The organism is Staphylococcus sp. EG-SA-18, assembly GCF_017151825.1.
Lineage (GTDB): Bacteria > Bacillota > Bacilli > Staphylococcales > Staphylococcaceae > Staphylococcus > Staphylococcus aureus.
Genome location: NZ_JACYVY010000022.1, coordinates 1 through 23,968 on the forward strand (window position 1 = coordinate 1; position 23,968 = coordinate 23,968).

Annotated in this window: 23 protein-coding genes and 1 pseudogene; 16 read left to right on the top strand and 8 right to left on the bottom strand. The window is 34.0% G+C overall.

Annotation, left to right across the window (positions count from 1 at the left end):
- The first annotated feature begins 342 nt into the window (after positions 1-342).
- The 9 genes from IDG66_RS06495 to lrgB all read left to right on the top strand — a co-directional run bounded on the left by IDG66_RS06495 (position 343) and on the right by lrgB (position 10,350).
- Positions 343-1,059, top strand: coding sequence for a D-ribitol-5-phosphate cytidylyltransferase (locus tag IDG66_RS06495; RefSeq protein WP_000872486.1), 717 nt, complete (start codon positions 343-345; stop codon positions 1,057-1,059).
- Positions 1,052-2,077, top strand: a complete 1,026-nt coding sequence (locus IDG66_RS06500; protein WP_000610203.1) for a ribitol-5-phosphate dehydrogenase — start codon at positions 1,052-1,054, stop codon at positions 2,075-2,077. Before IDG66_RS06495 ends, IDG66_RS06500 begins: the two co-directional genes overlap by 8 nt.
- Before the next feature lie 21 nt (positions 2,078-2,098).
- Complete coding sequence (tarL, locus tag IDG66_RS06505) at positions 2,099-3,787, top strand: teichoic acid ribitol-phosphate polymerase TarL (RefSeq protein WP_000240920.1); 1,689 nt, start codon at positions 2,099-2,101, stop codon at positions 3,785-3,787.
- A gap of 32 nt (positions 3,788-3,819) precedes the next feature.
- On the top strand, positions 3,820-5,541 hold the full coding sequence (gene tarS, locus IDG66_RS06510) for a poly(ribitol-phosphate) beta-N-acetylglucosaminyltransferase (protein ID WP_000975365.1): 1,722 nt from the start codon (positions 3,820-3,822) through the stop codon (positions 5,539-5,541).
- Between the two features lie 143 nt (positions 5,542-5,684).
- Positions 5,685-6,359 carry an iron-sulfur cluster repair di-iron protein ScdA gene (gene scdA, locus IDG66_RS06515; protein ID WP_000608831.1) on the top strand — a complete coding sequence of 225 codons (675 nt, stop codon included), beginning with the start codon at positions 5,685-5,687 and terminating at the stop codon, positions 6,357-6,359.
- A 243-nt stretch (positions 6,360-6,602) separates the two neighbouring features.
- Positions 6,603-8,357, top strand: coding sequence for a sensor histidine kinase (locus IDG66_RS06520; RefSeq protein ID WP_000950281.1), 1,755 nt, complete (start codon positions 6,603-6,605; stop codon positions 8,355-8,357).
- 2 nt (positions 8,358-8,359) lie between these two features.
- A complete protein-coding gene (locus IDG66_RS06525; protein WP_000645456.1) occupies positions 8,360-9,100 on the top strand; it encodes a response regulator transcription factor LytR in 741 nt (246 codons plus the stop codon).
- Between the two features lie 112 nt (positions 9,101-9,212).
- Positions 9,213-9,656 carry an antiholin-like murein hydrolase modulator LrgA gene (lrgA, locus tag IDG66_RS06530; protein ID WP_001793213.1) on the top strand — a complete coding sequence of 148 codons (444 nt, stop codon included), beginning with the start codon at positions 9,213-9,215 and terminating at the stop codon, positions 9,654-9,656.
- Positions 9,649-10,350 carry an antiholin-like protein LrgB gene (gene lrgB / locus IDG66_RS06535; protein WP_000607067.1) on the top strand — a complete coding sequence of 234 codons (702 nt, stop codon included), beginning with the start codon at positions 9,649-9,651 and terminating at the stop codon, positions 10,348-10,350. Before lrgA ends, lrgB begins: the two co-directional genes overlap by 8 nt.
- 107 nt (positions 10,351-10,457) lie before the next feature.
- On the opposite strand, the gene IDG66_RS06540 is transcribed toward lrgB, so the two are convergent.
- Entirely contained in the window at positions 10,458-11,162 is a 705-nt protein-coding gene (locus IDG66_RS06540; RefSeq protein ID WP_000922317.1) for a GntR family transcriptional regulator, read from the bottom strand.
- Between the two features lie 148 nt (positions 11,163-11,310).
- Between IDG66_RS06540 and IDG66_RS06545 the strand changes: the two genes are divergently transcribed.
- Both IDG66_RS06545 and IDG66_RS06550 read left to right on the top strand, forming a co-directional pair.
- Positions 11,311-12,102 (top strand): glucose PTS transporter subunit IIA, encoded by a 792-nt coding sequence (locus tag IDG66_RS06545; RefSeq protein ID WP_000066930.1) that lies wholly within the window; start codon positions 11,311-11,313, stop codon positions 12,100-12,102.
- A gap of 15 nt (positions 12,103-12,117) precedes the next feature.
- Entirely contained in the window at positions 12,118-13,554 is a 1,437-nt protein-coding gene (locus IDG66_RS06550; protein ID WP_000164010.1) for a 6-phospho-beta-glucosidase, read from the top strand.
- Between the two features lie 436 nt (positions 13,555-13,990).
- Here IDG66_RS06550 and IDG66_RS06555 read toward each other — a convergent pair whose 3' ends face one another.
- Positions 13,991-14,752: a class I SAM-dependent methyltransferase gene (locus IDG66_RS06555; RefSeq protein ID WP_000031274.1), complete on the bottom strand. Its 762-nt coding sequence runs from the start codon at positions 14,750-14,752 to the stop codon at positions 13,991-13,993.
- Positions 14,753-14,770: 18 nt separating this feature from the next.
- Between IDG66_RS06555 and IDG66_RS06560 the strand changes: the two genes are divergently transcribed.
- A complete protein-coding gene (locus IDG66_RS06560; protein WP_001789860.1) occupies positions 14,771-14,905 on the top strand; it encodes a hypothetical protein in 135 nt (44 codons plus the stop codon).
- A 97-nt stretch (positions 14,906-15,002) separates the two neighbouring features.
- Here IDG66_RS06560 and rbsK read toward each other — a convergent pair whose 3' ends face one another.
- From rbsK to rbsR, 4 genes are all read right to left on the bottom strand, one after another.
- Entirely contained in the window at positions 15,003-15,917 is a 915-nt protein-coding gene (rbsK, locus tag IDG66_RS06565; RefSeq protein ID WP_000182738.1) for a ribokinase, read from the bottom strand.
- Positions 15,918-15,944: 27 nt separating this feature from the next.
- Positions 15,945-16,349: a D-ribose pyranase gene (rbsD, locus tag IDG66_RS06570; RefSeq protein WP_000747873.1), complete on the bottom strand. Its 405-nt coding sequence runs from the start codon at positions 16,347-16,349 to the stop codon at positions 15,945-15,947.
- Between the two features lie 14 nt (positions 16,350-16,363).
- Positions 16,364-17,245, bottom strand: a complete 882-nt coding sequence (gene rbsU / locus IDG66_RS06575) for a ribose/proton symporter RbsU (RefSeq protein WP_000029204.1) — start codon at positions 17,243-17,245, stop codon at positions 16,364-16,366.
- A gap of 231 nt (positions 17,246-17,476) precedes the next feature.
- The gene (gene rbsR / locus IDG66_RS06580) at positions 17,477-18,475 is read right to left on the bottom strand and encodes a ribose utilization transcriptional repressor RbsR (RefSeq protein WP_000757884.1); all 999 of its coding nucleotides are present in this window, start codon (positions 18,473-18,475) and stop codon (positions 17,477-17,479) included.
- A gap of 150 nt (positions 18,476-18,625) precedes the next feature.
- On the opposite strand from rbsR, the pseudogene IDG66_RS06585 reads away from it, so the two are divergent.
- Together IDG66_RS06585 and IDG66_RS06590 are read left to right on the top strand one after the other, a co-directional pair.
- Positions 18,626-18,806: pseudogene (locus IDG66_RS06585) on the top strand (NADH-quinone oxidoreductase subunit L).
- 49 nt (positions 18,807-18,855) lie between these two features.
- Complete coding sequence (locus IDG66_RS06590; protein ID WP_001159765.1) at positions 18,856-19,248, top strand: hypothetical protein; 393 nt, start codon at positions 18,856-18,858, stop codon at positions 19,246-19,248.
- 127 nt (positions 19,249-19,375) lie between these two features.
- On the opposite strand, the gene IDG66_RS06595 is transcribed toward IDG66_RS06590, so the two are convergent.
- Positions 19,376-20,752 carry an MFS transporter gene (locus IDG66_RS06595; protein WP_001066553.1) on the bottom strand — a complete coding sequence of 459 codons (1,377 nt, stop codon included), beginning with the start codon at positions 20,750-20,752 and terminating at the stop codon, positions 19,376-19,378.
- Positions 20,753-20,985: 233 nt separating this feature from the next.
- On the opposite strand from IDG66_RS06595, the gene IDG66_RS06600 reads away from it, so the two are divergent.
- Positions 20,986-21,978 carry a choloylglycine hydrolase family protein gene (locus IDG66_RS06600; protein ID WP_000337383.1) on the top strand — a complete coding sequence of 331 codons (993 nt, stop codon included), beginning with the start codon at positions 20,986-20,988 and terminating at the stop codon, positions 21,976-21,978.
- 325 nt (positions 21,979-22,303) lie between these two features.
- On the top strand, positions 22,304-23,254 hold the full coding sequence (lytM, locus tag IDG66_RS06605; RefSeq protein WP_000736792.1) for a glycine-glycine endopeptidase LytM: 951 nt from the start codon (positions 22,304-22,306) through the stop codon (positions 23,252-23,254).
- 51 nt (positions 23,255-23,305) lie between these two features.
- Here the strand turns inward: lytM and IDG66_RS06610 are convergent, their stop codons facing one another.
- The gene (locus IDG66_RS06610; protein ID WP_000570075.1) at positions 23,306-23,965 is read right to left on the bottom strand and encodes an ABC transporter ATP-binding protein; all 660 of its coding nucleotides are present in this window, start codon (positions 23,963-23,965) and stop codon (positions 23,306-23,308) included.
- Positions 23,966-23,968: the final 3 nt, after the last annotated feature.

Sequence of the window (23,968 nt, forward strand, 5' to 3'; positions counted from 1 at the left end):
TCAGTGTAAAATGTACTTGGGTCATGTAAAAGTCCTCCTGGGTATGTTTTTGTCGTTAAAAACATTGTACCGTAAAAGGACTGTTATATGGCCTTTTTACTTTTACACAATTATACGGACTTTATCAAATGTTTGCTTGTATGTTATTATTTGTGTATGAAAACGTCTGATATAATGTAATATAGGTTTAAACAAAATATGCTAAAATATAAGCAAAATATGTATAATTTTAAGTAATACACAGACATTTAGAGTTTTGATTTTAAAATGAGTTTTCAATTGAAAAATGCAACGAAATTTAAATAATTAAATATAGATATAGTTGAATGGAGGAAGTATTTTATGAAATACGCTGGTATTCTAGCTGGAGGTATAGGCTCAAGAATGGGTAACGTACCTTTACCTAAACAATTTTTAGATTTAGACAACAAACCGATTTTAATCCATACATTAGAAAAATTTATTTTAATTAATGATTTTGAAAAAATTATTATCGCGACGCCACAACAATGGATGACGCATACGAAAGATACACTTAGAAAATTCAAAATTTCTGATGAAAGAATTGAAGTCATTCAAGGTGGTAGCGATCGTAACGATACAATTATGAATATCGTTAAACATATTGAATCAACAAATGGTATTAACGATGACGATGTCATTGTGACACATGATGCAGTTAGACCATTTTTAACGCATCGTATTATTAAAGAAAATATTCAAGCTGCTTTAGAGTACGGTGCAGTAGATACAGTGATTGATGCTATAGATACGATTGTTACATCTAAAGATAATCAAACGATTGATGCAATTCCAGTGCGTAATGAAATGTACCAAGGTCAAACACCTCAATCGTTTAATATTAATTTATTAAAAGAAAGCTATGCACAGTTGAGTGATGAGCAAAAGAGTATTTTATCTGATGCTTGTAAGATTATTGTAGAAACAAACAAACCGGTTCGACTTGTAAAAGGTGAGTTATATAACATTAAAGTAACAACACCTTACGATTTAAAAGTAGCGAATGCTATTATTCGAGGTGGTATTGCCGATGATTAATCAAGTATATCAATTAGTTGCACCTAGACAATTTGAAGTTACGTATAACAACGTAGATATTTACAGTGACTATGTCATTGTACGTCCTTTATATATGTCAATTTGTGCTGCCGATCAAAGATATTATACTGGTAGCCGTGATGAGAATGTCTTATCTCAGAAATTGCCAATGTCTTTAATTCATGAAGGTGTTGGTGAGGTCGTATTTGACAGTAAAGGTGTGTTTAATAAAGGTACAAAAGTAGTTATGGTACCGAATACGCCGACAGAAAAAGACGATGTCATTGCTGAAAACTATTTAAAATCGAGCTACTTCAGATCAAGTGGACATGATGGGTTTATGCAAGATTTTGTGTTGCTAAATCATGATAGAGCTGTACCACTACCTGATGATATTGATTTAAGTATTATTTCATATACAGAGCTTGTAACAGTAAGTTTGCATGCTATTCGTCGTTTTGAAAAGAAATCTATTTCAAATAAAAATACATTTGGTATTTGGGGTGATGGTAACTTAGGTTACATTACAGCCATTTTATTACGTAAATTATATCCAGAGTCTAAAATATATGTCTTTGGTAAAACAGATTATAAATTGAGTCACTTCTCATTTGTTGATGATGTCTTCTTTATTAATAAAATACCTGAAGGCTTAACATTTGATCATGCATTTGAGTGTGTGGGTGGTCGCGGTAGTCAATCAGCCATAAATCAAATGATCGATTACATTTCACCAGAAGGAAGCATTGCACTGTTAGGTGTAAGTGAGTTCCCAGTAGAAGTTAATACACGTCTAGTATTGGAAAAAGGACTAACGTTGATTGGTAGTAGTCGAAGTGGTTCAAAAGATTTCCAAGATGTTGTAGACTTATACATTCAATACCCAGATATTGTAGATAAATTAGCGTTGTTAAAAGGTCAAGAATTTGAAATTGCAACAATTAATGATCTTACAGAAGCTTTTGAAGCAGACCTGTCTACATCTTGGGGTAAAACAGTATTAAAATGGATTATGTAAATAGAAAAGGATGAATTAACGTTGGTTAAAAGTAAGATATATATAGATAAAATCTATTGGGAACGTGTTCAGTTATTCGTTGAAGGACATAGTGAAAACCTAGATTTAGAAGATAGTAATTTTGTATTAAGAAATTTAACTGAGACACGTACAATGAAGGCGAATGATGTCAAAATAGATGGGAATCAATTCGTTTGTCGTTTCAATGTAGCTATCTTAGATAATGGTTATTACTTACCTGAAGATAAGTACTTATTAGTGAATGAGCAAGAACTTGATTATATTGCACAGTTAAACCCAGATGTGATTAATGATGCATATCAAAATCTAAAGCCAGAACAAGAAGAAGAATACAACGAATTAGAAACACAAAATGGTAAAATCAATTTCTTATTGCAGACTTACCTAAAAGAATTTAGAAAAGGCGGCATTTCGAAGAAAACGGTTTATACTGTTACACCTGAAATTTCTAGCGATGTTAATGAATTTGTCCTTGATGTTGTTGTAACGACTCCGGAAGTTAAAAGTATTTATATCGTTCGTAAATATAAAGAATTACGTAAGTATTTCCGCAAACAATCATTTAATACAAGACAATTTATTTTTAAAGCGATATTTAATACGACGAAATTTTTCCACTTGAAAAAAGGGAATACGGTGTTGTTTACATCAGACTCTAGACCAACGATGTCTGGAAACTTTGAATACATCTATAACGAAATGTTACGTCAAAATTTAGATAAAAAGTATGATATTCACACTGTTTTTAAAGCGAATATTACAGATAGACGTGGCATCATCGACAAGTTTAGATTGCCATATTTACTTGGGAAGGCAGACTACATCTTTGTTGATGACTTTCACCCATTGATTTATACAGTGCGTTTTAGACGTTCTCAAGAAGTTATTCAAGTATGGCATGCCGTTGGTGCCTTTAAAACAGTTGGCTTTAGTCGTACTGGTAAAAAGGGTGGACCATTTATTGATTCATTAAATCATCGTAGCTATACAAAAGCTTATGTATCATCTGAAACCGATATTCCATTCTACGCTGAAGCATTTGGTATTAAAGAGAAAAATGTAGTGCCTACAGGTGTTCCACGTACTGATGTACTATTTGATGAAGCTTATGCGACACAGATCAAACAAGAGATGGAAGATGAATTACCAATTATTAAAGGTAAGAAAGTCATTCTTTTCGCACCAACATTTAGAGGTAGTGGTCATGGTACAGCACATTACCCATTTTTCAAAATTGATTTTGAACGTTTAGCAAGATATTGCGAAAAAAATAACGCGGTTGTATTATTTAAAATGCATCCATTTGTGAAAAATAGACTTAATATTGCAGACAAACATAAACAATATTTTGTTGACGTTTCTGACTTTAGAGAAGTTAATGATATACTGTTCATAACAGATTTATTAATTAGTGACTATTCATCTTTAATATATGAATATGCAGTATTTAAAAAGCCAATGATTTTCTATGCATTTGATTTAGAAGATTATATTACGACGCGTGATTTTTATGAACCATATGAATCATTTGTTCCAGGTAAAATTGTGCAATCATTTGACGCATTAATGGACGCCTTGGACAATGAAGATTATGAAGGAGAAAAAGTCATTCCATTCTTAGATAAACATTTTAAATATCAAGATGGCCGATCAAGTGAGCGTTTAGTCAGAAATTTATTTGGTAGCTAAGTTTATATAGTAGTCAAAGTGGGAGAGGTATAATGATGAAATTTTCAGTAATAGTTCCAACATACAATTCAGAAAAGTATATAACAGAATTACTTAATAGCCTTGCGAAACAAGATTTTCCGAAAACTGAATTTGAAGTGGTTGTAGTTGATGACTGTTCAACAGATCAAACGTTACAAATAGTTGAAAAGTATCGCAATAAATTGAACTTGAAAGTAAGTCAACTCGAAACAAATTCTGGTGGTCCAGGTAAACCTAGAAATGTGGCGTTAAAACAAGCAGAAGGTGAATTTGTATTATTTGTGGACTCCGATGACTATATAAACAAAGAGACTTTAAAAGATGCAGCAGCATTTATTGATGAACATCACTCCGATGTCTTATTGATTAAAATGAAAGGTGTTAATGGTCGTGGTGTACCACAATCTATGTTTAAAGAAACAGCACCTGAAGTTACTTTGTTAAATTCAAGAATTATCTATACTTTAAGCCCGACTAAAATCTATAGAACAACATTACTAAAAGATAATGACATTTATTTTCCAGAAGAATTAAAGAGTGCAGAAGATCAATTATTTACAATGAAAGCATATTTGAATGCAAATCGAATCAGTGTGTTAAGTGATAAAGCGTATTATTATGCTACAAAGCGTGAAGGTGAACATATGAGTAGTGCGTATGTTTCACCTGAAGACTTTTACGAAGTCATGAGATTGATTGCTGTAGAAATATTAAATGCAGATTTAGAAGAAGCTCATAAAGATCAAATCTTAGCAGAATTTTTAAATCGTCATTTTAGTTTTTCTCGTACGAATGGCTTCTCACTTAAAGTTAAACTAGAAGATCAACCGCAATGGATTAATGCTCTAGGAGACTTTATACAAGCAGTTCCAGAACGTGTAGATGCATTGGTGATGAGTAAATTACGACCATTGTTGCACTACGCGAGAGCGAAAGATATAGACAACTATAGAACTGTAGAAGAAAGTTACCGTCAAGGTCAATACTACCGTTTTGATATTGTAGATGGTAAATTAAACATTCAATTCAATGAAGGCGAACCATACTTTGAAGGCATTGATATCGCTAAGCCAAAAGTGAAAATGACAGCATTTAAATTTGATAATCATAAAATTGTTACAGAGCTAACGTTAAATGAATTTATGATTGGCGAAGGACATTATGATGTCAGACTTAAATTACATTCACGAAACAAGAAGCACACAATGTATGTACCTTTAAGTGTCAATGCGAATAAACAATATCGTTTTAACATTATGTTAGAAGATATTAAAGCGTATTTACCTAAAGAAAAAATTTGGGATGTTTTCTTAGAAGTCCAAATAGGTACGGAAGTATTTGAAGTGCGTGTTGGTAATCAACGTAATAAATATGCATATACTGCAGAAACAAGTGCATTAATTCATTTGAATAATGATTTTTATAGATTAACACCGTATTTCACAAAAGACTTTAATAACATTTCGTTATACTTTACAGCTATTACATTAACGGATTCAATCTCATTGAAGTTAAAAGGTAAAAACAAAATCATTTTAACTGGTCTGGATCGTGGTTATGTATTTGAAGAAGGTATGGCTAGTGTCGTGCTAAAAGACGACATGATTATGGGAATGTTAAGCCAAACGTCAGAAAACGAAGTGGAAATCTTACTTAGTAAAGATATTAAGAAGCGAGACTTCAAAAATATTGTTAAGTTAAACACTGCACATATGACTTACTCGCTAAAATAAATAATAAATGCCCTCAAATCTATGTGAACTAACATGATTTGAGGGTTTTATTTTACTATTTATGAAATGATTATGACATTTCCCTGATTTTCATTTTCATATACATTAAATTGTATACACTGAAAATGAGGAGGTCGTCTATAATGATAAATAAAAATGACATAGTAGCAGATGTAGTAACAGATTATCCGAAAGCAGCAGATATTTTTAGAAGCGTAGGTATAGACTTTTGTTGCGGTGGACAAGTAAGTATAGAAGCAGCATCCTTAGAAAAGAAAAATGTAGATTTGAACGAATTATTACAGCGTCTCAATGACGTTGAACAAACGAATACACCAGGTTCGCTTAACCCTAAATTTTTAAATGTTTCGTCACTTATTCAATATATTCAAGCAGCATATCATGAACCTCTTAGAGAAGAATTTAAAAATTTAACACCTTATGTGACGAAATTATCGAAAGTACATGGACCTAACCATCCATATTTAGTCGAGTTAAAAGAAACATATGATACATTTAAAAATGGCATGTTAGAGCATATGCAAAAAGAAGATGATGTTGATTTTCCAAAACTAATTAAATATGAACAAGGTGAAGTAGTAGACGATATTAATACAGTGATTGATGATTTAGTATCTGATCACATTGCAACGGGACAATTGTTAGTGAAAATGAGCGATTTAACATCTAGCTATGAACCACCGATAGAGGCATGTGGTACGTGGCGACTCGTTTATCAGAGATTAAAAGCACTTGAAGTGTTAACACATGAGCATGTTCATTTAGAGAATCATGTTTTATTTAAAAAAGTATCATAAATAACGCGATTAGAAACTGTTGGCAAAGTAATGTCAGCAGTTTTTCGCTATACTTAACAGAAATTTAGTGATATGAACAGCATTATTTGAAAAGAAAAATGGTCAACTTAGCATAAAAATTGATATGAAAAATTAATGGTATAGATAATTAAATAGTAGCGTGTTTTTTAATAATTTATTCATGAATTTTACATGCACTATTATGATAAAATAAACATAATTATAATTTACTGAGGTGCTATCGTGCTATCGCTAACAATGTTATTACTTGAGCGTGTAGGTTTAATTATTATTTTGGCCTATGTGTTGATGAATATTCCATATTTTAAAAACTTAATGAATCGTCGACGTACATGGAAAGCACGTTGGCAATTATGTATTATTTTCAGTTTGTTTGCCTTAATGTCTAATTTAACTGGTATCGTCATCGATCATCAACATAGTTTGTCAGGAAGTGTGTACTTCCGTTTAGATGATGATGTATCTTTAGCTAACACACGTGTATTAACGATAGGTGTCGCAGGATTAGTTGGTGGCCCTTTTGTAGGTCTATTTGTTGGCGTTATTTCAGGTATTTTCAGAGTGTATATGGGTGGGGCGGATGCACAAGTTTATCTTATCTCATCTATATTTATCGGTATAATTGCTGGTTATTTTGGCTTACAAGCTCAAAGACGCAAGCGTTACCCGAGTATTGCGAAAAGTGCCATGATTGGAATTGTTATGGAAATGATTCAAATGTTGAGCATTTTAACATTTTCCCACGACAAAGCATATGCGGTTGACCTCATATCATTAATTGCACTACCAATGATTATTGTTAATAGCGTCGGTACGGCGATTTTTATGTCTATTATCATTTCAACATTAAAGCAAGAGGAGCAAATGAAGGCTGTTCAAACACATGATGTACTGCAATTGATGAACCAGACATTGCCGTATTTTAAAGAAGGATTGAATAGAGAATCGGCACAGCAAATTGCGATGATTATTAAAAATTTAATGAAAGTATCTGCCGTAGCAATTACAAGCAAAAATGAAATCTTATCGCATGTAGGTGCAGGTAGTGATCATCACATACCAACAAATGAAATATTAACAAGTCTGTCTAAAGATGTATTGAAATCAGGAAAGTTGAAAGAAGTTCATACTAAAGAAGAGATTGGTTGTAGTCATCCGAATTGCCCGCTTAGAGCAGCTATCGTGATACCACTTGAGATGCATGGTTCTATCGTCGGTACATTGAAGATGTATTTTACAAACCCTAATGATTTAACTTTTGTGGAACGTCAACTTGCAGAAGGATTGGCAAATATTTTTAGTAGCCAAATTGAACTTGGTGAAGCCGAAACGCAAAGTAAGTTATTGAAAGATGCTGAGATTAAGTCATTACAGGCACAAGTGAGTCCACATTTTTTCTTCAATTCAATTAACACGATTTCAGCTTTAGTTAGAATAAATAGCGAAAAGGCACGAGAGTTACTATTAGAATTGAGTTATTTTTTCAGAGCGAATTTACAAGGCTCTAAGCAACATACGATTACTTTAGATAAAGAGTTAAGTCAAGTGCGTGCATACTTATCACTCGAACAAGCACGTTATCCAGGAAGATTTAATATCAATATTAATGTTGAAGACAAATATCGCGATGTGCTTGTACCACCATTTTTAATTCAAATTTTAGTTGAAAATGCCATCAAACATGCGTTTACGAATCGAAAGCAAGGTAACGATATTGACGTGTCAGTGATTAAAGAAACTGCAACACATGTACGTATTATTGTACAAGATAATGGTCAGGGTATTTCTAAAGATAAAATGCATTTGTTGGGAGAAACATCTGTAGAATCAGAGTCTGGAACTGGTAGTGCTTTAGAAAATTTAAACTTACGCCTAAAAGGATTATTTGGAAAATCCGCAGCATTACAATTTGAATCGACATCGAGCGGTACCACTTTTTGGTGTGTACTTCCTTATGAAAGACAAGAGGAGGAATAAATATGAAAGCATTAATCATAGATGATGAGCCATTAGCACGTAATGAATTAACATATTTATTAAATGAAATTGGTGGTTTTGAAGAAATTAATGAGGCAGAAAATGTAAAAGAAACATTGGAAGCACTACTGATCAATCAATATGACATTATATTTTTAGATGTCAATTTAATGGATGAAAATGGGATCGAATTAGGAGCTAAGATTCAAAAGATGAAAGAGCCACCTGCGATTATTTTTGCAACTGCACATGACCAATACGCAGTACAGGCATTTGAATTAAATGCGACAGACTATATTTTGAAACCGTTTGGTCAAAAACGTATTGAACAAGCAGTCAATAAAGTGCGTGCGACTAAAGCCAAAGATGATAATAGCGCAAGTGCAATTGCGAATGATATGTCGGCGAATTTTGATCAAAGTTTACCTGTTGAAATAGACGATAAAATTCACATGTTAAAGCAACAAAATATTATTGGGATTGGCACACATAATGGTATTACAACCATACATACAACGAATCATAAATACGAAACAACAGAGCCATTGAATCGTTATGAAAAACGATTGAATCCCGCTTATTTCATACGTATTCATCGTTCATATATTATTAATACGAAACACATTAAAGAAGTGCAACAATGGTTTAACTACACTTATATGGTAATATTGACAAATGGTGTCAAGATGCAAGTTGGACGTTCATTTATGAAAGATTTTAAAGCGTCGATAGGGTTACTTTAACAGTAATCCTTTTTTTTATGCATTTTACCTATGATATTTTGTATTTCGGACTAAAATTTACGCAAATCGAAGTGAGCCATCTATACTTTAGTTAAATCAAACGTAGGAGGCAATGGTCGTGAAACAACAAAAAGACGCATCAAAACCAGCACACTTTTTTCACCAAGTCATTGTAATTGCTTTAGTACTCTTTGTATCGAAAATAATTGAATCATTTATGCCAATTCCTATGCCTGGATCAGTAATCGGTTTAGTATTATTATTTGTATTATTATGTACTGGTGCTGTTAAGTTAGGCGAAGTCGAAAAAGTAGGAACGACACTAACAAATAACATTGGCTTACTCTTCGTACCAGCCGGTATCTCAGTTGTTAACTCTTTAGGTGTCATTAGCCAAGCACCATTTTTAATCATTGGACTAATAATCGTCTCAACAATACTATTACTTATTTGTACTGGCTATGTCACACAAATTATTATGAAAGTTACTTCGAGATCTAAAGGTGACAAAGTCACAAAAAAGATCAAAATAGAGGAGGCACAAGCTCATGATTAACCACTTAGCACTAAATACACCTTACTTCGGAATACTGTTATCCGTTATACCATTTTTCTTAGCGACCATATTATTTGAAAAAACTAATCGTTTCTTCTTATTCGCACCGCTATTTGTCAGTATGGTATTTGGTGTGGCCTTCCTCTATTTAACAGGCATTCCGTATAAGACTTACAAAATAGGTGGAGACATTATTTACTTCTTCTTAGAACCGGCAACAATCTGTTTTGCGATTCCGTTATATAAAAAGCGTGAAGTGCTTGTTAAACATTGGCATCGTATCATCGGAGGTATTGGTATCGGTACAGTTGTAGCGTTATTAATTATTTTAACTTTTGCGAAGTTAGCACAATTTGCCAATGATGTTATTTTATCAATGTTACCTCAAGCAGCAACTACAGCGATTGCGTTACCAGTATCAGCTGGTATCGGTGGTATAAAAGAATTAACATCATTAGCAGTTATTTTAAATGGTGTCATTATTTATGCCCTAGGTAATAAATTCTTGAAGCTTTTCCGAATTACTAACCCTATTGCCCGAGGATTAGCACTTGGAACAAGTGGTCACACATTAGGTGTAGCACCAGCCAAAGAATTAGGACCTGTAGAAGAATCAATGGCAAGTATAGCTTTAGTGTTAGTTGGTGTAGTTGTTGTAGCAGTTGTGCCTGTCTTTGTAGCAATATTCTTCTAAAACGAAAAACCTAAGCAAGATAATAGCAATTTGAGCCATTGTTATTATCGTAAAAAAACGTCTATACTCCAGTTTATAACTGGGATATAGACGTTTTTATGTATTTATTACTTTTTACTAGGAATATAAAACTGTGCATGACGATAATGAAATACGATGTCAGACGAATCAAAGGGTTTGCCAGTCATTGTATAAAAAGTCTGGTGGTAACGTAAACATGGTTCACCTGTAGACAATTGTAGTAATGAAGCTTCACTTGAAGTGAGTTTATCTACATTAAAGAAAATATCTGAAAAACCAATACGAAGTTTCATGTTTGATTCTAAATAATCGAAGATAGAGCCCTTAGCAATATCATCATTTAAATATTTCACGATTTCTTTATGATAATAAGAATATTCGATACATAAAACATCATCGTCCACGAATCTTAATCGCTCTAAATAGTAGACGGTATCATCTGCATTTAATTGGAGTTCATCTTGTACAGATTTAGGTGGCGTTGCCATCTCCTTAAAAACAAGTACCTTACTTGTCATTCGATGTTCACCTAAACTTTTAGAGAAACCATTAGTCTTAAAGACGTTGATACGATTGGCATCTGCAATATTTCTCACATAAATACCACTGCCTTGTGCTTGATAGATCAAACCATCTTGTTCCAATAAGCCTAATGCTTTAATGATAGTACTCTTACTTACTTGATAACGTTCTTTTAATTGCGTCACGCTTGGCAATTTATCACCGGGTTTGAATTTAGATTGATGTATAAACGCATTAAGTTGCTTAGCAATATGTTCATACTTTAACAATATTCTGTCCTCGTTTCACTTTGTCTGTAATTATTATAGCACAAAATATTATAATTGTATCGGCGTTTACAAATTGAACCGGTACAATTATAATTGGAGGTAAGTAAATACATTTTCATTCTACTATCAAGTTGAGGGGGTAATATTTATGAGCAATAAATATAAAGAACAAGCCCAAGACATTCTTACAGCTGTAGGTGGTGTCGAAAACATTGTTGATGCAACGTATGACACGAAGTGCATTACAATTCATATGCAACATACAATTCCTTCTACAGCAAATGAAGTGAAACAAATAGTTGATGTGACATCTGTAGCAGAAAATGATGCGCAGTTAGTCATAAAATTAAATGGAAATGTCGATGAAGTGTATCAGCAATTACAGCGATTAATTAAGAATGCTAATGTCGAAGAGAGTGAGAATACTGACAATATTAATAGCCAAGATACAAGTTATATACCTCAAGTAAAAGTAACAACACCAATTTTAGTGAAAGCACCAATCGCTGGTCGTCGTATTTTACTTAAAGAAGTAAGAGATTCAATTTTTAGAGAGAAAATGGTAGGCGAAGGCTTGGCAATCAAAGCTCATGAAGAATCCAAAGTAATCGCACCGTTCAATGGTTTAATATCTATGATTGTACCAACTAAGCATGCAGTTCGTATTCAATCAGAAGACGGTGTGGACATAGTCATTCATATTGGCGTGAATACAGTTGACTTGGAAGGTAAAGGGTTCAAGTGCTTTGTAAAGCAAAATGATCGTGTTGAAGCAGGGCAAACGTTGTTACAATTCGACCAGCAATATATACAACAACAAGGCTACAATGCTGACGTTATTGTCGTTATTAGCAACTCTGCCGATTTAGGAAAAGTAGAACTGACAATGAATGAAATCATTACGACTGAAGATGTTATTTTTAAAATATTTAAAAACTAGGAGTGTGTTGTAATAATGACCAAATTACCGCGAAATTTTATGTGGGGTGGCGCTCTTGCCGCAAATCAATTTGAAGGTGGATATGATAAAGGGGGTAAAGGGTTAAGTGTAATTGATGTTATGACGAGTGGTGCACATGGCAAAGCACGTCAGATTACAAAGTCTATAGATCAAAATCACTATTATCCAAATCATGAAGGTATTGATTTTTATCATCGTTATAAGGAAGATATTGCCTTGTTTAATGAAATGGGATTGAAATGTTTACGTACGTCGATTGCGTGGACACGTATCTTTCCGAATGGGGATGAAGATGTGCCAAACGAAGAAGGACTCGCCTTTTATGATCGTATCTTTGATGAATTAATTGCACAAGATATTGAACCTGTTGTGACGTTATCACATTTTGAGATGCCACTTCATTTAGCGAAACATTATGGTGGATTTAGAAATAGAGAAGTTGTCGATTATTTTGTGCATTTTGCGCGTGTTGTATTTGAAAGATATAAAGATAAAGTGACATATTGGATGACGTTTAATGAAATTAATAATCAGATGGACACATCAAATCCTATCTTTTTATGGACGAATTCTGGGGTAGCATTGACAGAAAATGATAATCCTGAAGAAGTCTTGTATCAAGTAGCACATCATGAACTTTTAGCCAGTGCTTTAGCAGTTCGTCTTGGTAAAGAGATTAATCCGAAGTTTAAGATTGGAACAATGATTTCACATGTACCCATTTATCCATATTCGTGTCATCCGAAAGATATGATGGAAGCACAAATTGCGAATCGCTTACGTTTCTTTTTCCCGGATGTCCAAGTGAGAGGTTATTATCCAAGCTATGCTAAAAAAATGTTGGCACGAAAAGGATATGATGTTGGATGGCAAGAAGGGGACGACAGTATTTTACAGCAGGGCACGGTTGATTATATTGGCTTTAGTTATTACATGTCTACGGCTGTAAAACATGATGTTGATACTACAGTTGAAAACAACATCGTCAACGGTGGTTTGAATCATTCTGTGGAGAATCCGCATATCGCAACGAGTGATTGGGGTTGGGCGATTGATCCAGATGGCTTAAGATATACATTGAATGTGTTATATGATCGTTATCAGTTACCACTTTTTATTGTGGAAAATGGTTTTGGTGCAGTTGATGAAGTGGTAGATGGACATATTCATGATGATTATCGCATTGAATATTTAAAAGCACATATTACAGCAGCGATAGAAGCAGTTGATCAAGATGGTGTAGATTTAATCGGTTATACACCGTGGGGAATCATTGATATTGTTTCATTTACAACCGGTGAAATGAAGAAACGCTATGGTTTAATATATGTTGATCGAGATAATGATGGTCATGGCACGATGGAACGCTTGAAAAAAGATTCGTTCTATTGGTATCAACAAGTGATAGCATCAAATGGAGATAAATTATAAAGGTATATTATAAGTATTTTAGGGTTAGAGCCCGAGACATAAATTAATATAGTAGGACCTACAGTGTTATATTGGCGGGCCCCAACATAGAAGCTGGCGGAAAGTCAGCATACAATAATGTGCAAGTTGGCGGGGCCCCAACATAGAAGCTGGCGGAAAGTCAGCTTACAATAATGTGCAAGTTGGGGAAGGACAGGAATAAATTTTGCGAAAATATCATTTCTGTTCCAATCCCGTGATGTTAAAATTTTTAAAAAAATAATGCCACTAACTAAGTATGTATAGTGTTAATGTTTGAGTGTTTATGAAAGTCTTTAACCAAAATTGATGACTTACTAATCAACGATAACGATATTGTTAAGTAGATGATTAGTGTCACAAAGAAATTAAAGTAGCAGTCAAACATAGATACAAAGTACGGTTAGTGGCATTATATTTAGTCCTCTTTTTTAGCGACAAAAGTAATATAATTCATATCTTTACGCAATTTAGTCATCGTTTTAAACATTTTACAAAACATTGGTCGATTTTCTTTTTTTAAAGCATTGTTGATAATCTTTATAGTTCCAACAATACCTTCGTCATAAATTAAACCTTTTGGTGTCATTAAACTCATTGGACCAGTATGATAATGCACATGATTAAAACCAGCTTGATTATATAAATCTAACCAGCCAAGTTTCGTCTGCGGTGAGACATTGACATTAATTGCTGCAGATAATGATTTAACTACATGTGTGGCATGTGATTCATTAACGATGACAATATCATGTGTTAACAAGATACCCCCAGGCTTTAAGACTCGGTAGTACTCGCGTAATGCTTTTTCCTTTATGGTGATGGGTAACATTGTTAACATTGCTTCATTTAAAACGATATCGAATTGATTGTCATCAAAGGGCAATTTAACAGCATTCGCTTGTTGAACTTGAATATATGATTCAAGACCTGCTGCTGAAATATTTTCCTGTGCTTTTTCTAATGCTTTCTTATTTATATCAACGCCTTGAATGTGACAGCCATATGTATGAGCTAGATAAATAGATGTTGTGCACATATTACATGCCACTTCTAACACTTGTTTATCTTGTGAAAATGCCCCTTGTTGTATTAACCAATCTGTTGCTTCTTTACCACCGGGGCGTAGACGAGTTTTTCCTAATTTAGCTAAAAATGTATGACCAGCTTCTTTAGACATAGCATAACCTCCTTTTAATTGATAATTATTATCATTAATATAGCATATTTATATGCAATAATTTGGAAGTTAAAAAGATTACAAAAAATTGTCACTTCATTTATAACTAAACATGAGTCAACAAGCATAGGTTTAGTGGAAAATTATTTCTAATAGATGATGTTTTATAAAGATAAAAAAGCACAGCCATGATATACGAATGTTGCATGTTATATGCTAAACCTTCATATCATAGCTGTGTTTGCTTCATTTAAACTTGATTTACTTCTTCTAGTAGAGGAATAGATGCTTGCGCGCCGTGTTTTTGTACAGTGAGTGAGCTCGCTTTATTACCAAAATCAATAGCATCTGCTAAGTTATCTTGCGACTTGTTTAAGCGACTGACAAATGCACCAATAAATGTGTCGCCTGCAGCAGTTGTATCAATCGCATTTACTTTATAAGCTTCGATGTGTTGGCTTTGATTTTTAGTAGCAAAATATGTACCTTGCTTACCTAGCGTAATCAAAACAGTCTTAATGCCTAAAGATAAAAAGTAATTGGCATTGTCTTTCATAGATTGTTCATTAGTTACTTTAATCCCAGATAACAATTCGGCTTCTGTTTCGTTTGGCACAATAATATCGATTAATGATAATAATTCATTAGGTAATGCTTTCGCTGGTGCAGGATTTAATACTGTCGTCACACCATGTGCCTTGGCAATTTCAAATGCAGATATAATAGCCGGGATGGGTACTTCTAATTGTGCAACGACAAAGTCTGCATTGATTATAGCGTCTTTTGCGTTAATAACATCTTCAGGTGTCATCGTCATATTCGCACCACCATAAACATAGATGGTGTTTTGTCCTTCTGCATTCACAGTGATAAAGGCTTGGCCTGTTTTTGCTTCAGTTGATTTGATAATATATGATGTATCAATATGAGCCGCTTTAAAATCTTCTAAGATGAAATCAGCAACGCCATCAGTGCCAATTTTAGTAATAAATGTTGTGTCTGCTTGCATACGTGCAGTGGCAATAGCCTGGTTGGCACCTTTACCTCCGCCGAATGCTTTTTGTGCTTCTTCAACATGTAATGTTTCGCCTGGTTGTGCATATCTTTCAACTGTTAAAAATTGATCGACATTCGTTGAACCTAAAATAACAACTTTGTTGGTCATGTGTATGCTCCTTTCAAGTTATAACTTTTAAAAAGTAACATTCGATTCTAATGCAATATTAGAGTAGGGCGTTGTTTCACCAGTACGAATATTACCTTTATTTAATGGGTGAGCTAAGTTACTTTTCATTTCTTCGTGAGGAATGAAAATGATTTCGATTTCCGATGAAATCAATTGTTTAATTTGTTGCAATTGTGTAGGGTTATGTTCTTTTATTTCTTCTGCTAAGTATATTTTTTGGATTTCCATTTCTTCTAACACTGTAGCTAAGACATCAATAAAGCGTGGTAAGTTTTTAGTTACAGCTAGGTCGATACGACGATGATCATTTGGAATTGGCATGCCAGCGTCATTAATCGTTAATAAATCAAAATGACCAATTGTCGCGATTGCTTTTGAAATATGTTCATTTAAAACAGCTGATTTTTTCATGACATCTACACTCCTTATTTTATAAATACTGTAACAGAAGCGGCTACTAAAATGAGTACTAAGCCGATGATTGTAATAACCATTTCTTTTGACGTTTTATGTTGTTTTAAGAAATAAATACCAGTTAATGTAGCAAGCACAACGGATGTTTGAGAAAGAATAAATCCAGTTGCTAAACCATTCATATTAGGTTGTGCTGAAATAAGATATGTTAAAGCACCAAATGCAAAGAAGAAACCTGAAATAATTTGTAACCACGTAATTTTATTACGGAATGGATTCTCTGCTTTCATATTCATAAAGCCATAAATGACTGCAACAATTACCATACCCATTGCTTGAGGTAAAAAGGCAGTTAGGCCATCAATAGAAGTTGCTTGCGGTGCAGCTGAATATAACCAGTATCCAAATTCACCAATTAACAGAAGTACCACTGCACGACGTAAATTTTTGGCGTTACTTGCTTCTTTGCGTTCACTCCAAACTGTCATACGCGCTCCAATTAGAATAACGACTAAAGCTGTAAATCCAATGATTTTATGACCAATGCCTGGCCAATTTCCTAATGCAAAGACACCCCATAAAGATGCGCCTAATAATTGGAATGCTGTTGTGACTGGCATGGCACGAGATGAGCCGACTAATTCGAACGCTTTAAATGTAATGATTTGTCCGAATCCCCATCCTGCACCTGATAATAAGGCGAATAGCAAATTGGTTCCAGTAGGGAAGCCACTTGATGTGACTACGGCTAATATAATAGCGAAGATTAACGTACCTACAGTAGCACCGATAATTTGATGTACAGGTTTACCACCAAACTTTGAAGCGACTGTTGGGAAGAAGCCCCAGCCAATTAAGGGGCCTAACCCGATAAGTAATGCAACAATGCTCATGTTATACACCTCACGATTTGTTTTTAGTAAAACGTTTTACCAGTGCCATCGTACCATTTTTATTTGTAAAATGCATGCGTTTTCATAAAAAATGAAAACGTTTAAATCATATTTAAAAATTCATACATTATTATTTTAATTTCTTAGTGAAATAATTATGATTAAAAACCCTCAGCATTAAAGCAACGCTAAGGGCATAACAATGATGAGTATATTTCGGAAGATACGTAGTTAGTTTGAAAGATGATAGCCAGTTGTTGCACGAATTTTTAAAGTCGTTGGTAATTCAATCATATCAATGGATTTATCTAAGTGCTGTAATCGTTGAAGTAATAAGGTTAAAGATGTTTTGCCAATATCAGTTATAGGTTGTGCCACAGTAGTTAAAGGTGGCGAGACGTACGCTGCATAATCAATGTCGTCATAACCTATTAATGAGATATCTTTCGGAATACTGATGCCATGTTCAATTAGTCCTCGTAAAATGCCAATAGCGAGTTCATCGTTAATAGCGAAGATTGCAGTGGCAGATTGAACCATGATGTCATCAACAATGGTTAGCCCACCGCGCTTAGATAATTCAGTATGGACGATTTGTGGTTCTGGCAATTGATTCGCGCGCAAAGTATCAACAAATCCAGCGACACGAGTCGACATATTCGCCATCATGTCATATGGTGCAACAATCATCATATTGTTGTGACCGAGTTCTATTAAATGTTGTGCTGCAAGTTGTCCGCCTTGATATTCATTTGTCCGAACAAAATCTGTATAGCCTTGATGGTCATTTTGATCCAGTACGACATAAGGTACATGATGTTTCTTTAGATAATTATTTAGGGCGTCCGGGGATGAAATGTATTGTGCGATAATTAATCCGTCAATACCTCGATCAATTAAATGTTTAATATTGTCATACAAATCAGTTGCTGTAGATGTTAAAAAGCATAAATCAACATCAGATGGTTTATGGTCATGAATACTTTGCATCAGTGCTGAGAAAAACGGATTTGTTAAGCTAGGCAAAATGACGCCAATAGTTTGAATTTTACTGCCGCGCAATTGTTTTGCATGTTTATTAGGGGCATAGCCTAAACGTTCTGAAACAGCATGTACGTTTTTTATCGTTGTTGCGGAAAAACGACTATCATTATGATTTAAAATATGTGACACAGTTGTAACTGATACACCAGCTTCTCTAGCAACATCTTTAATTGACACTTTTTTCATATTATATTCCTTCTCTTTATTGTGTAATTAATCATACAGTTATATACCCGATTATTATATTCATCATATCATGATAAACATTTGATGACATATGAAGACGTGAATGACTTTTATTGTCTACAAACAGACGCCTATAGTATGCGATTAAGGTTGAGGCGAGAGAATATATTATTAAGGTTAAATAACTTTTAATGATTATGATAACAAGAATTTTAAAATGTTTATTGTGATGAAAAATACAAAAGTGATTATTTTAAATAATAAAATATTTGTTTTTGAAAAAAGTATTAAAAAACATAACGAAATGATGTATATTGAACTATGTGATTGAAAAAATTTTTAATTAAGGCTTGTTAAAACATAAGAGAGGATGTTTTTAAATGCAATTCAAATTAAAAGAAGAAGAGATTATTAGTTTTTTAGAATTGAAATATCCAGAAAAAGAGTTCGAATATGGTCGTTTGTTAGTTGGACAACATAAACGTGATGATTTAGATGTTTATTACTTTGGTGATACGTTTTTAATGTGCACGATTATTTCATTCAAGACATTTGAAATTAAAGAAACAGTAGAATTATCATATGATGCTGTTAATCGTATTGTGTTAAAAGATGGATGGTTATTTAGAAAAATGAGAATAGAAACAATGCAAAAAGTGTTAAAATACGGTACATCTAAATTAATGTTAACTGATTTTCAAAAAGAGAATTATAATAAATATATTCAAGGTCAGAAACAACGCGTGATATTTGAAAATGGCCATTTTGTCTAATTGATAGTGAATATAATTAGAGTAAGCGAAGAACAGAGAAAAACGTTCTTCGCTTATTTTTCTTGAATTTCTTGTATATCATTTTAAAGTGATACAGATATTTCGAAACATGATGCTTCTATTATATTTAAGATTTAACCGTTTTTGGAATGATCATGTATGCAGACAATGAGCCAAGGATCATCAATACAATGCTGACGATAAATGTTACGGTTGCAGCTACACTTGGTGCATAGTTTAGTTGTAACATACTGAAAACTGTAGTACTTAGTGCTATACCAAAGGCGCCACCTAATGTACCACTCATTTTATATAATCCTGTAGCTAAACCAACTTTTTCATTTGGCATACTGAAAATTGCAATTGTAAGGCCGGGTGTTGCGACTAAACCATTTCCAATTGCACAAATGACGAAACCAATGATAACTGCAATGACATATTGTGATGCCGATAATTGAGTCATGCTAATAATAGTGATGCCGATGACAGGGAACAACGGACCAATGATGAGCATCAATTTGCCACCGAAACGTAATGTTGCTTTTTCACCTAAACGAATCATCGCAACTGCCACAATGGCATATGGCAATGTAACAAGTCCAGATTGCGCAGCTGATAAACCAAGGTGTGTTTGAGCATATATGAAAAAGACCACTGTTACGCCTAGGCCACTATTTAAAACAAAGTTATTTAAAAATGCACCAATGAACGGACGGTTGCGTAATACTGAGAAATCAATAAAAGGTACTTCATGTCGACGTTCGATGATGATGAATATCAACGTAGTGATGATAAAAATGCTCAGACAAATGAATGAAAATGTACTAAACCAACCTTGTTCGAATCCTTGTGTTAACAATAATGTAAAGCTACCAATCATAACAGCGAAAATCGACATACCTTTGTAATCGAATGGATGACGATGGCTATGTTGACTTACTTTTTCAGGTGTGCCTTTTAGAAGTAATATGGCAATGAAAGCAATGACTATACTAATGATGAAATTCGTTTGCCATCCGAAATTTGTGGCAATTAAACCGCCGATAACACCAGCTAGGCCGATGCCCCCAACAGTACTAATCATTAGATAACTAATCGCTCGTCTTAAATGTTCTCCTTTAAATTGATTATTTAAAACGCCAACTGTTGAAGGTAACAAGATAGCTGCTGATAGACCTTGTAAAATTCTACCGATGATGAGCAGTGCAGTGATGTCCGATATAATTAATAGAAGAGATGCAAACATACTGATTATGAGACCCATGTATGTCATTCTCAGTTGTCCTATTTTATCAGCAATATCACCTGCAGCCACCATGAAGATACCTGTGGCGAAGGAAGTTAAACTAATAGATAAATTTAACACGGCAGGAGAGGTTTGATACGTTTGACCAACGAGAGGTCCTATATTAATAAATGATTGTGCAAACAACCAATATGTTAATGCAGACAACATAATCGCAATAATAATATTACTGCGTGGTGAAGATTGTGTGTTATTCACAGATGTCACTCCTTGTAAAAATTAAATATAGAAAGTCATGAGATGAAGTGAACGGATGTATAGATGATCGTTCACTCACACATTAGTCATGATTTCCTTACATATCATACCACAGTTATTGAGAATGAATATCAATTAATTGCTTGTATGATTGAATTTTTATAGTATGTTTAAGTGAAACAGCTTTATTTGAAAGTGATTAAAGTAAATGAAGGTACAGAGGAGTGAGAACAATGTGCACAGGATTCACAATACAAACTTTAAATAATCAAGTACTTCTTGGACGCACGATGGATTATGATTATCCATTAGATGGTTCGCCAGCAGTGACGCCTAGAAATTATCGTTGGACATCTCGCACTGGCACGACAGGCCAAACGCAATATGGCTTTATTGGTACAGGAACAGATATGGAAGGTTTTATTTATGGTGATGGTGTTAATGAACATGGCGTTGCCATTTCAACACAATATTTCCGAGGTTATAGTTCATATGGATCAACACACAAAGCGGGCGCGATGAATATTACGCAAAATGAAATTGTGACATGGATTTTGGGATATACAACAAGCATTGAAGATATGAAACAACAAGCATCCCAAATACATGTTGTAGCGGTATATTTAAATGACATCGGTGAAGTTCCGCCATTGCATTATCATGTTTCCGATGCAACTGGACATTCAGTCGAAGTTTCATTTAAAGAGGGTGAAGTGGTTATAAAAGATAACCCTATTGGTGTCTTAACAAATCATCCAGACTTAGATTGGCATTATAGTAATTTAAGACAATATATCAATATTTCTCCTTATCCAGCAACAGCAAAGTTATTGGAAGGTGTAACGATTGAACCTTTAGGCAATGAAGCAGGTACATTTGGATTGCCAGGTGGATTTACTTCAACTGAGCGCTTTGTGAGAATGGCATTTATGAAAGCAAACATTGCTCAAAACAATGATAAAGAAATGGATTTAATGAATGCATTTTATTTATTAGATGCGGTAAATATACCGATTGGAATTGTACGTCCGCATGATGCTGACAATCACTATACGATGTATCAGACCGTAATAAATTTAACTACAAGAACGTTATATATTAAGTATTATGGCAGCAATGAATTAGTAGCATTAAAGCTCACAGATGATTTAATTAATAGAAAAGATATGACGATTTTTAAGCCTGAGAAGCATATCACTATTAGAAAGTTGAATGACAATCAATAGCGATTGATAATGGAATTTGGTTGATATGATTTGATGGATGATTACTATCATACATTAGCGTTGAATCGCGAACATGGACGAACGATTAGTTGTTAGTTTTGAAAATTTATAAAAGGTTAAACGAATGCAGTGAGAGATGTCATTTTAATATCAATGTATGGCTATTTTGTAATGACAATGTAATGAGTTTAGTAAAACATTTCGGGAATATTAAATAGTTGGAAAATGAGAATTAAATCCTTTACTCAGTTGTCTAATTCTTTTAGTATGTGCAGTACAGTTTAATTGAAAACTAACTTTAATTTTAATGGAGGATGTTTTATACATGAAAAAATTAACAGCAGCAGCGATTGCAACGATGGGCTTCGCTACATTTACAATGGCGCATCAAGCAGATGCAGCAGAAACGACAAACACCCAACAAGCACATACACAAATGTCAACACAATCACAAGACGTATCTTATGGTACTTATTATACAATTGATTCTAATGGGGATTATCATCACACACCTGATGGTAACTGGAATCAAGCAATGTTTGATAATAAAGAATATAGCTATACATTCGTAGATGCTCAAGGACATACGCATTATTTTTATAACTGTTATCCAAAAAATGCAAATGCCAATGGAAGCGGCCAAACATATGTGAATCCAGCAATAGCAGGAGATAACAATGACTACACAGCGAGTCAAAGCCAACAGCATATTAATCAATATGGTTATCAATCAAATGTAGGTCCAGACGCGAGCTATTATTCACATAGTAACAACAACCAAGCGTATAACAGCCATGATGGTAATGGAAAGGTCAATTACCCTAATGGCACATCGAATCAAAATGGCGGATTAGCAAGTAAAGCGACAGCTAGTGGTCATGCGAAAGACGCAAGCTGGTTAACAAGTCGTAAACAACTACAACCATATGGACAATATCACGGTGGTGGTGCGCATTACGGTGTCGACTATGCAATGCCTGAAAATTCACCAGTTTACTCATTAACTGATGGCACAGTAGTACAAGCAGGTTGGAGTAACTATGGTGGCGGCAATCAAGTAACTATTAAAGAAGCGAACAGTAATAACTACCAATGGTATATGCATAATAATCGTTTAACTGTTTCAGCTGGTGATAAAGTCAAAGCTGGTGACCAAATTGCATATTCAGGTAGTACGGGTAATTCAACAGCGCCTCACGTACACTTCCAACGTATGTCTGGTGGCATCGGTAATCAATATGCAGTAGACCCAACGTCATACTTGCAAAGTAGATAATACAGTAAATCCCAAGTTACGATATCATACGCAACTTGGGATTTTTTCGTTTTAATAATAGGTATAAGCCCATTGCTTGTCCTCTAAAACATGTTGATAAAAAGGATCTTGGCCAATTAACTTGATATCATCTGCAAGTGCTTCAACTTCATCTAAATGATGGGTAGTTAATATAATTAAACATTTAGATTTCATAATGTTAAGCAGTTGGTGGATGTCATGTCTAGATTTCAAATCAATACCAACTGTCGGTTCATCTAAAATTAGAATTCGAGGTTGACCTAGTAAACCTACTAATATATTAATTTTACGTTTATTCCCACCGGACAATGTAGATACTTTGGCAGACGTATCATCAAAATTTAATTGCTGTAAATATTCGTTGATAGTTGTATCGTTAATTGGATTTTTACAAAGTGATTTAAAAAAATTAATGTTTTCAGCCACTGTCATGTGTTCAAATAACGCAATGTCTTGTGGCACATAACCGATGTGATTTTGGATTTGTCTTTGATTCCATTTTTCGCCGAAATAGTTGATAGTTCCATCATTAGCTTTTTCAATACCAGCGATCATACGAAGTAATGTTGATTTTCCAGCGCCATTATCACCAAGTAATACGGTTAAACGATTACTATCAAAGGACATGGTTAAATGATTGAAAATCTGTTTGTTACGGTAACGCTTTGAAAGGTTATTAATTTCTATCATCAG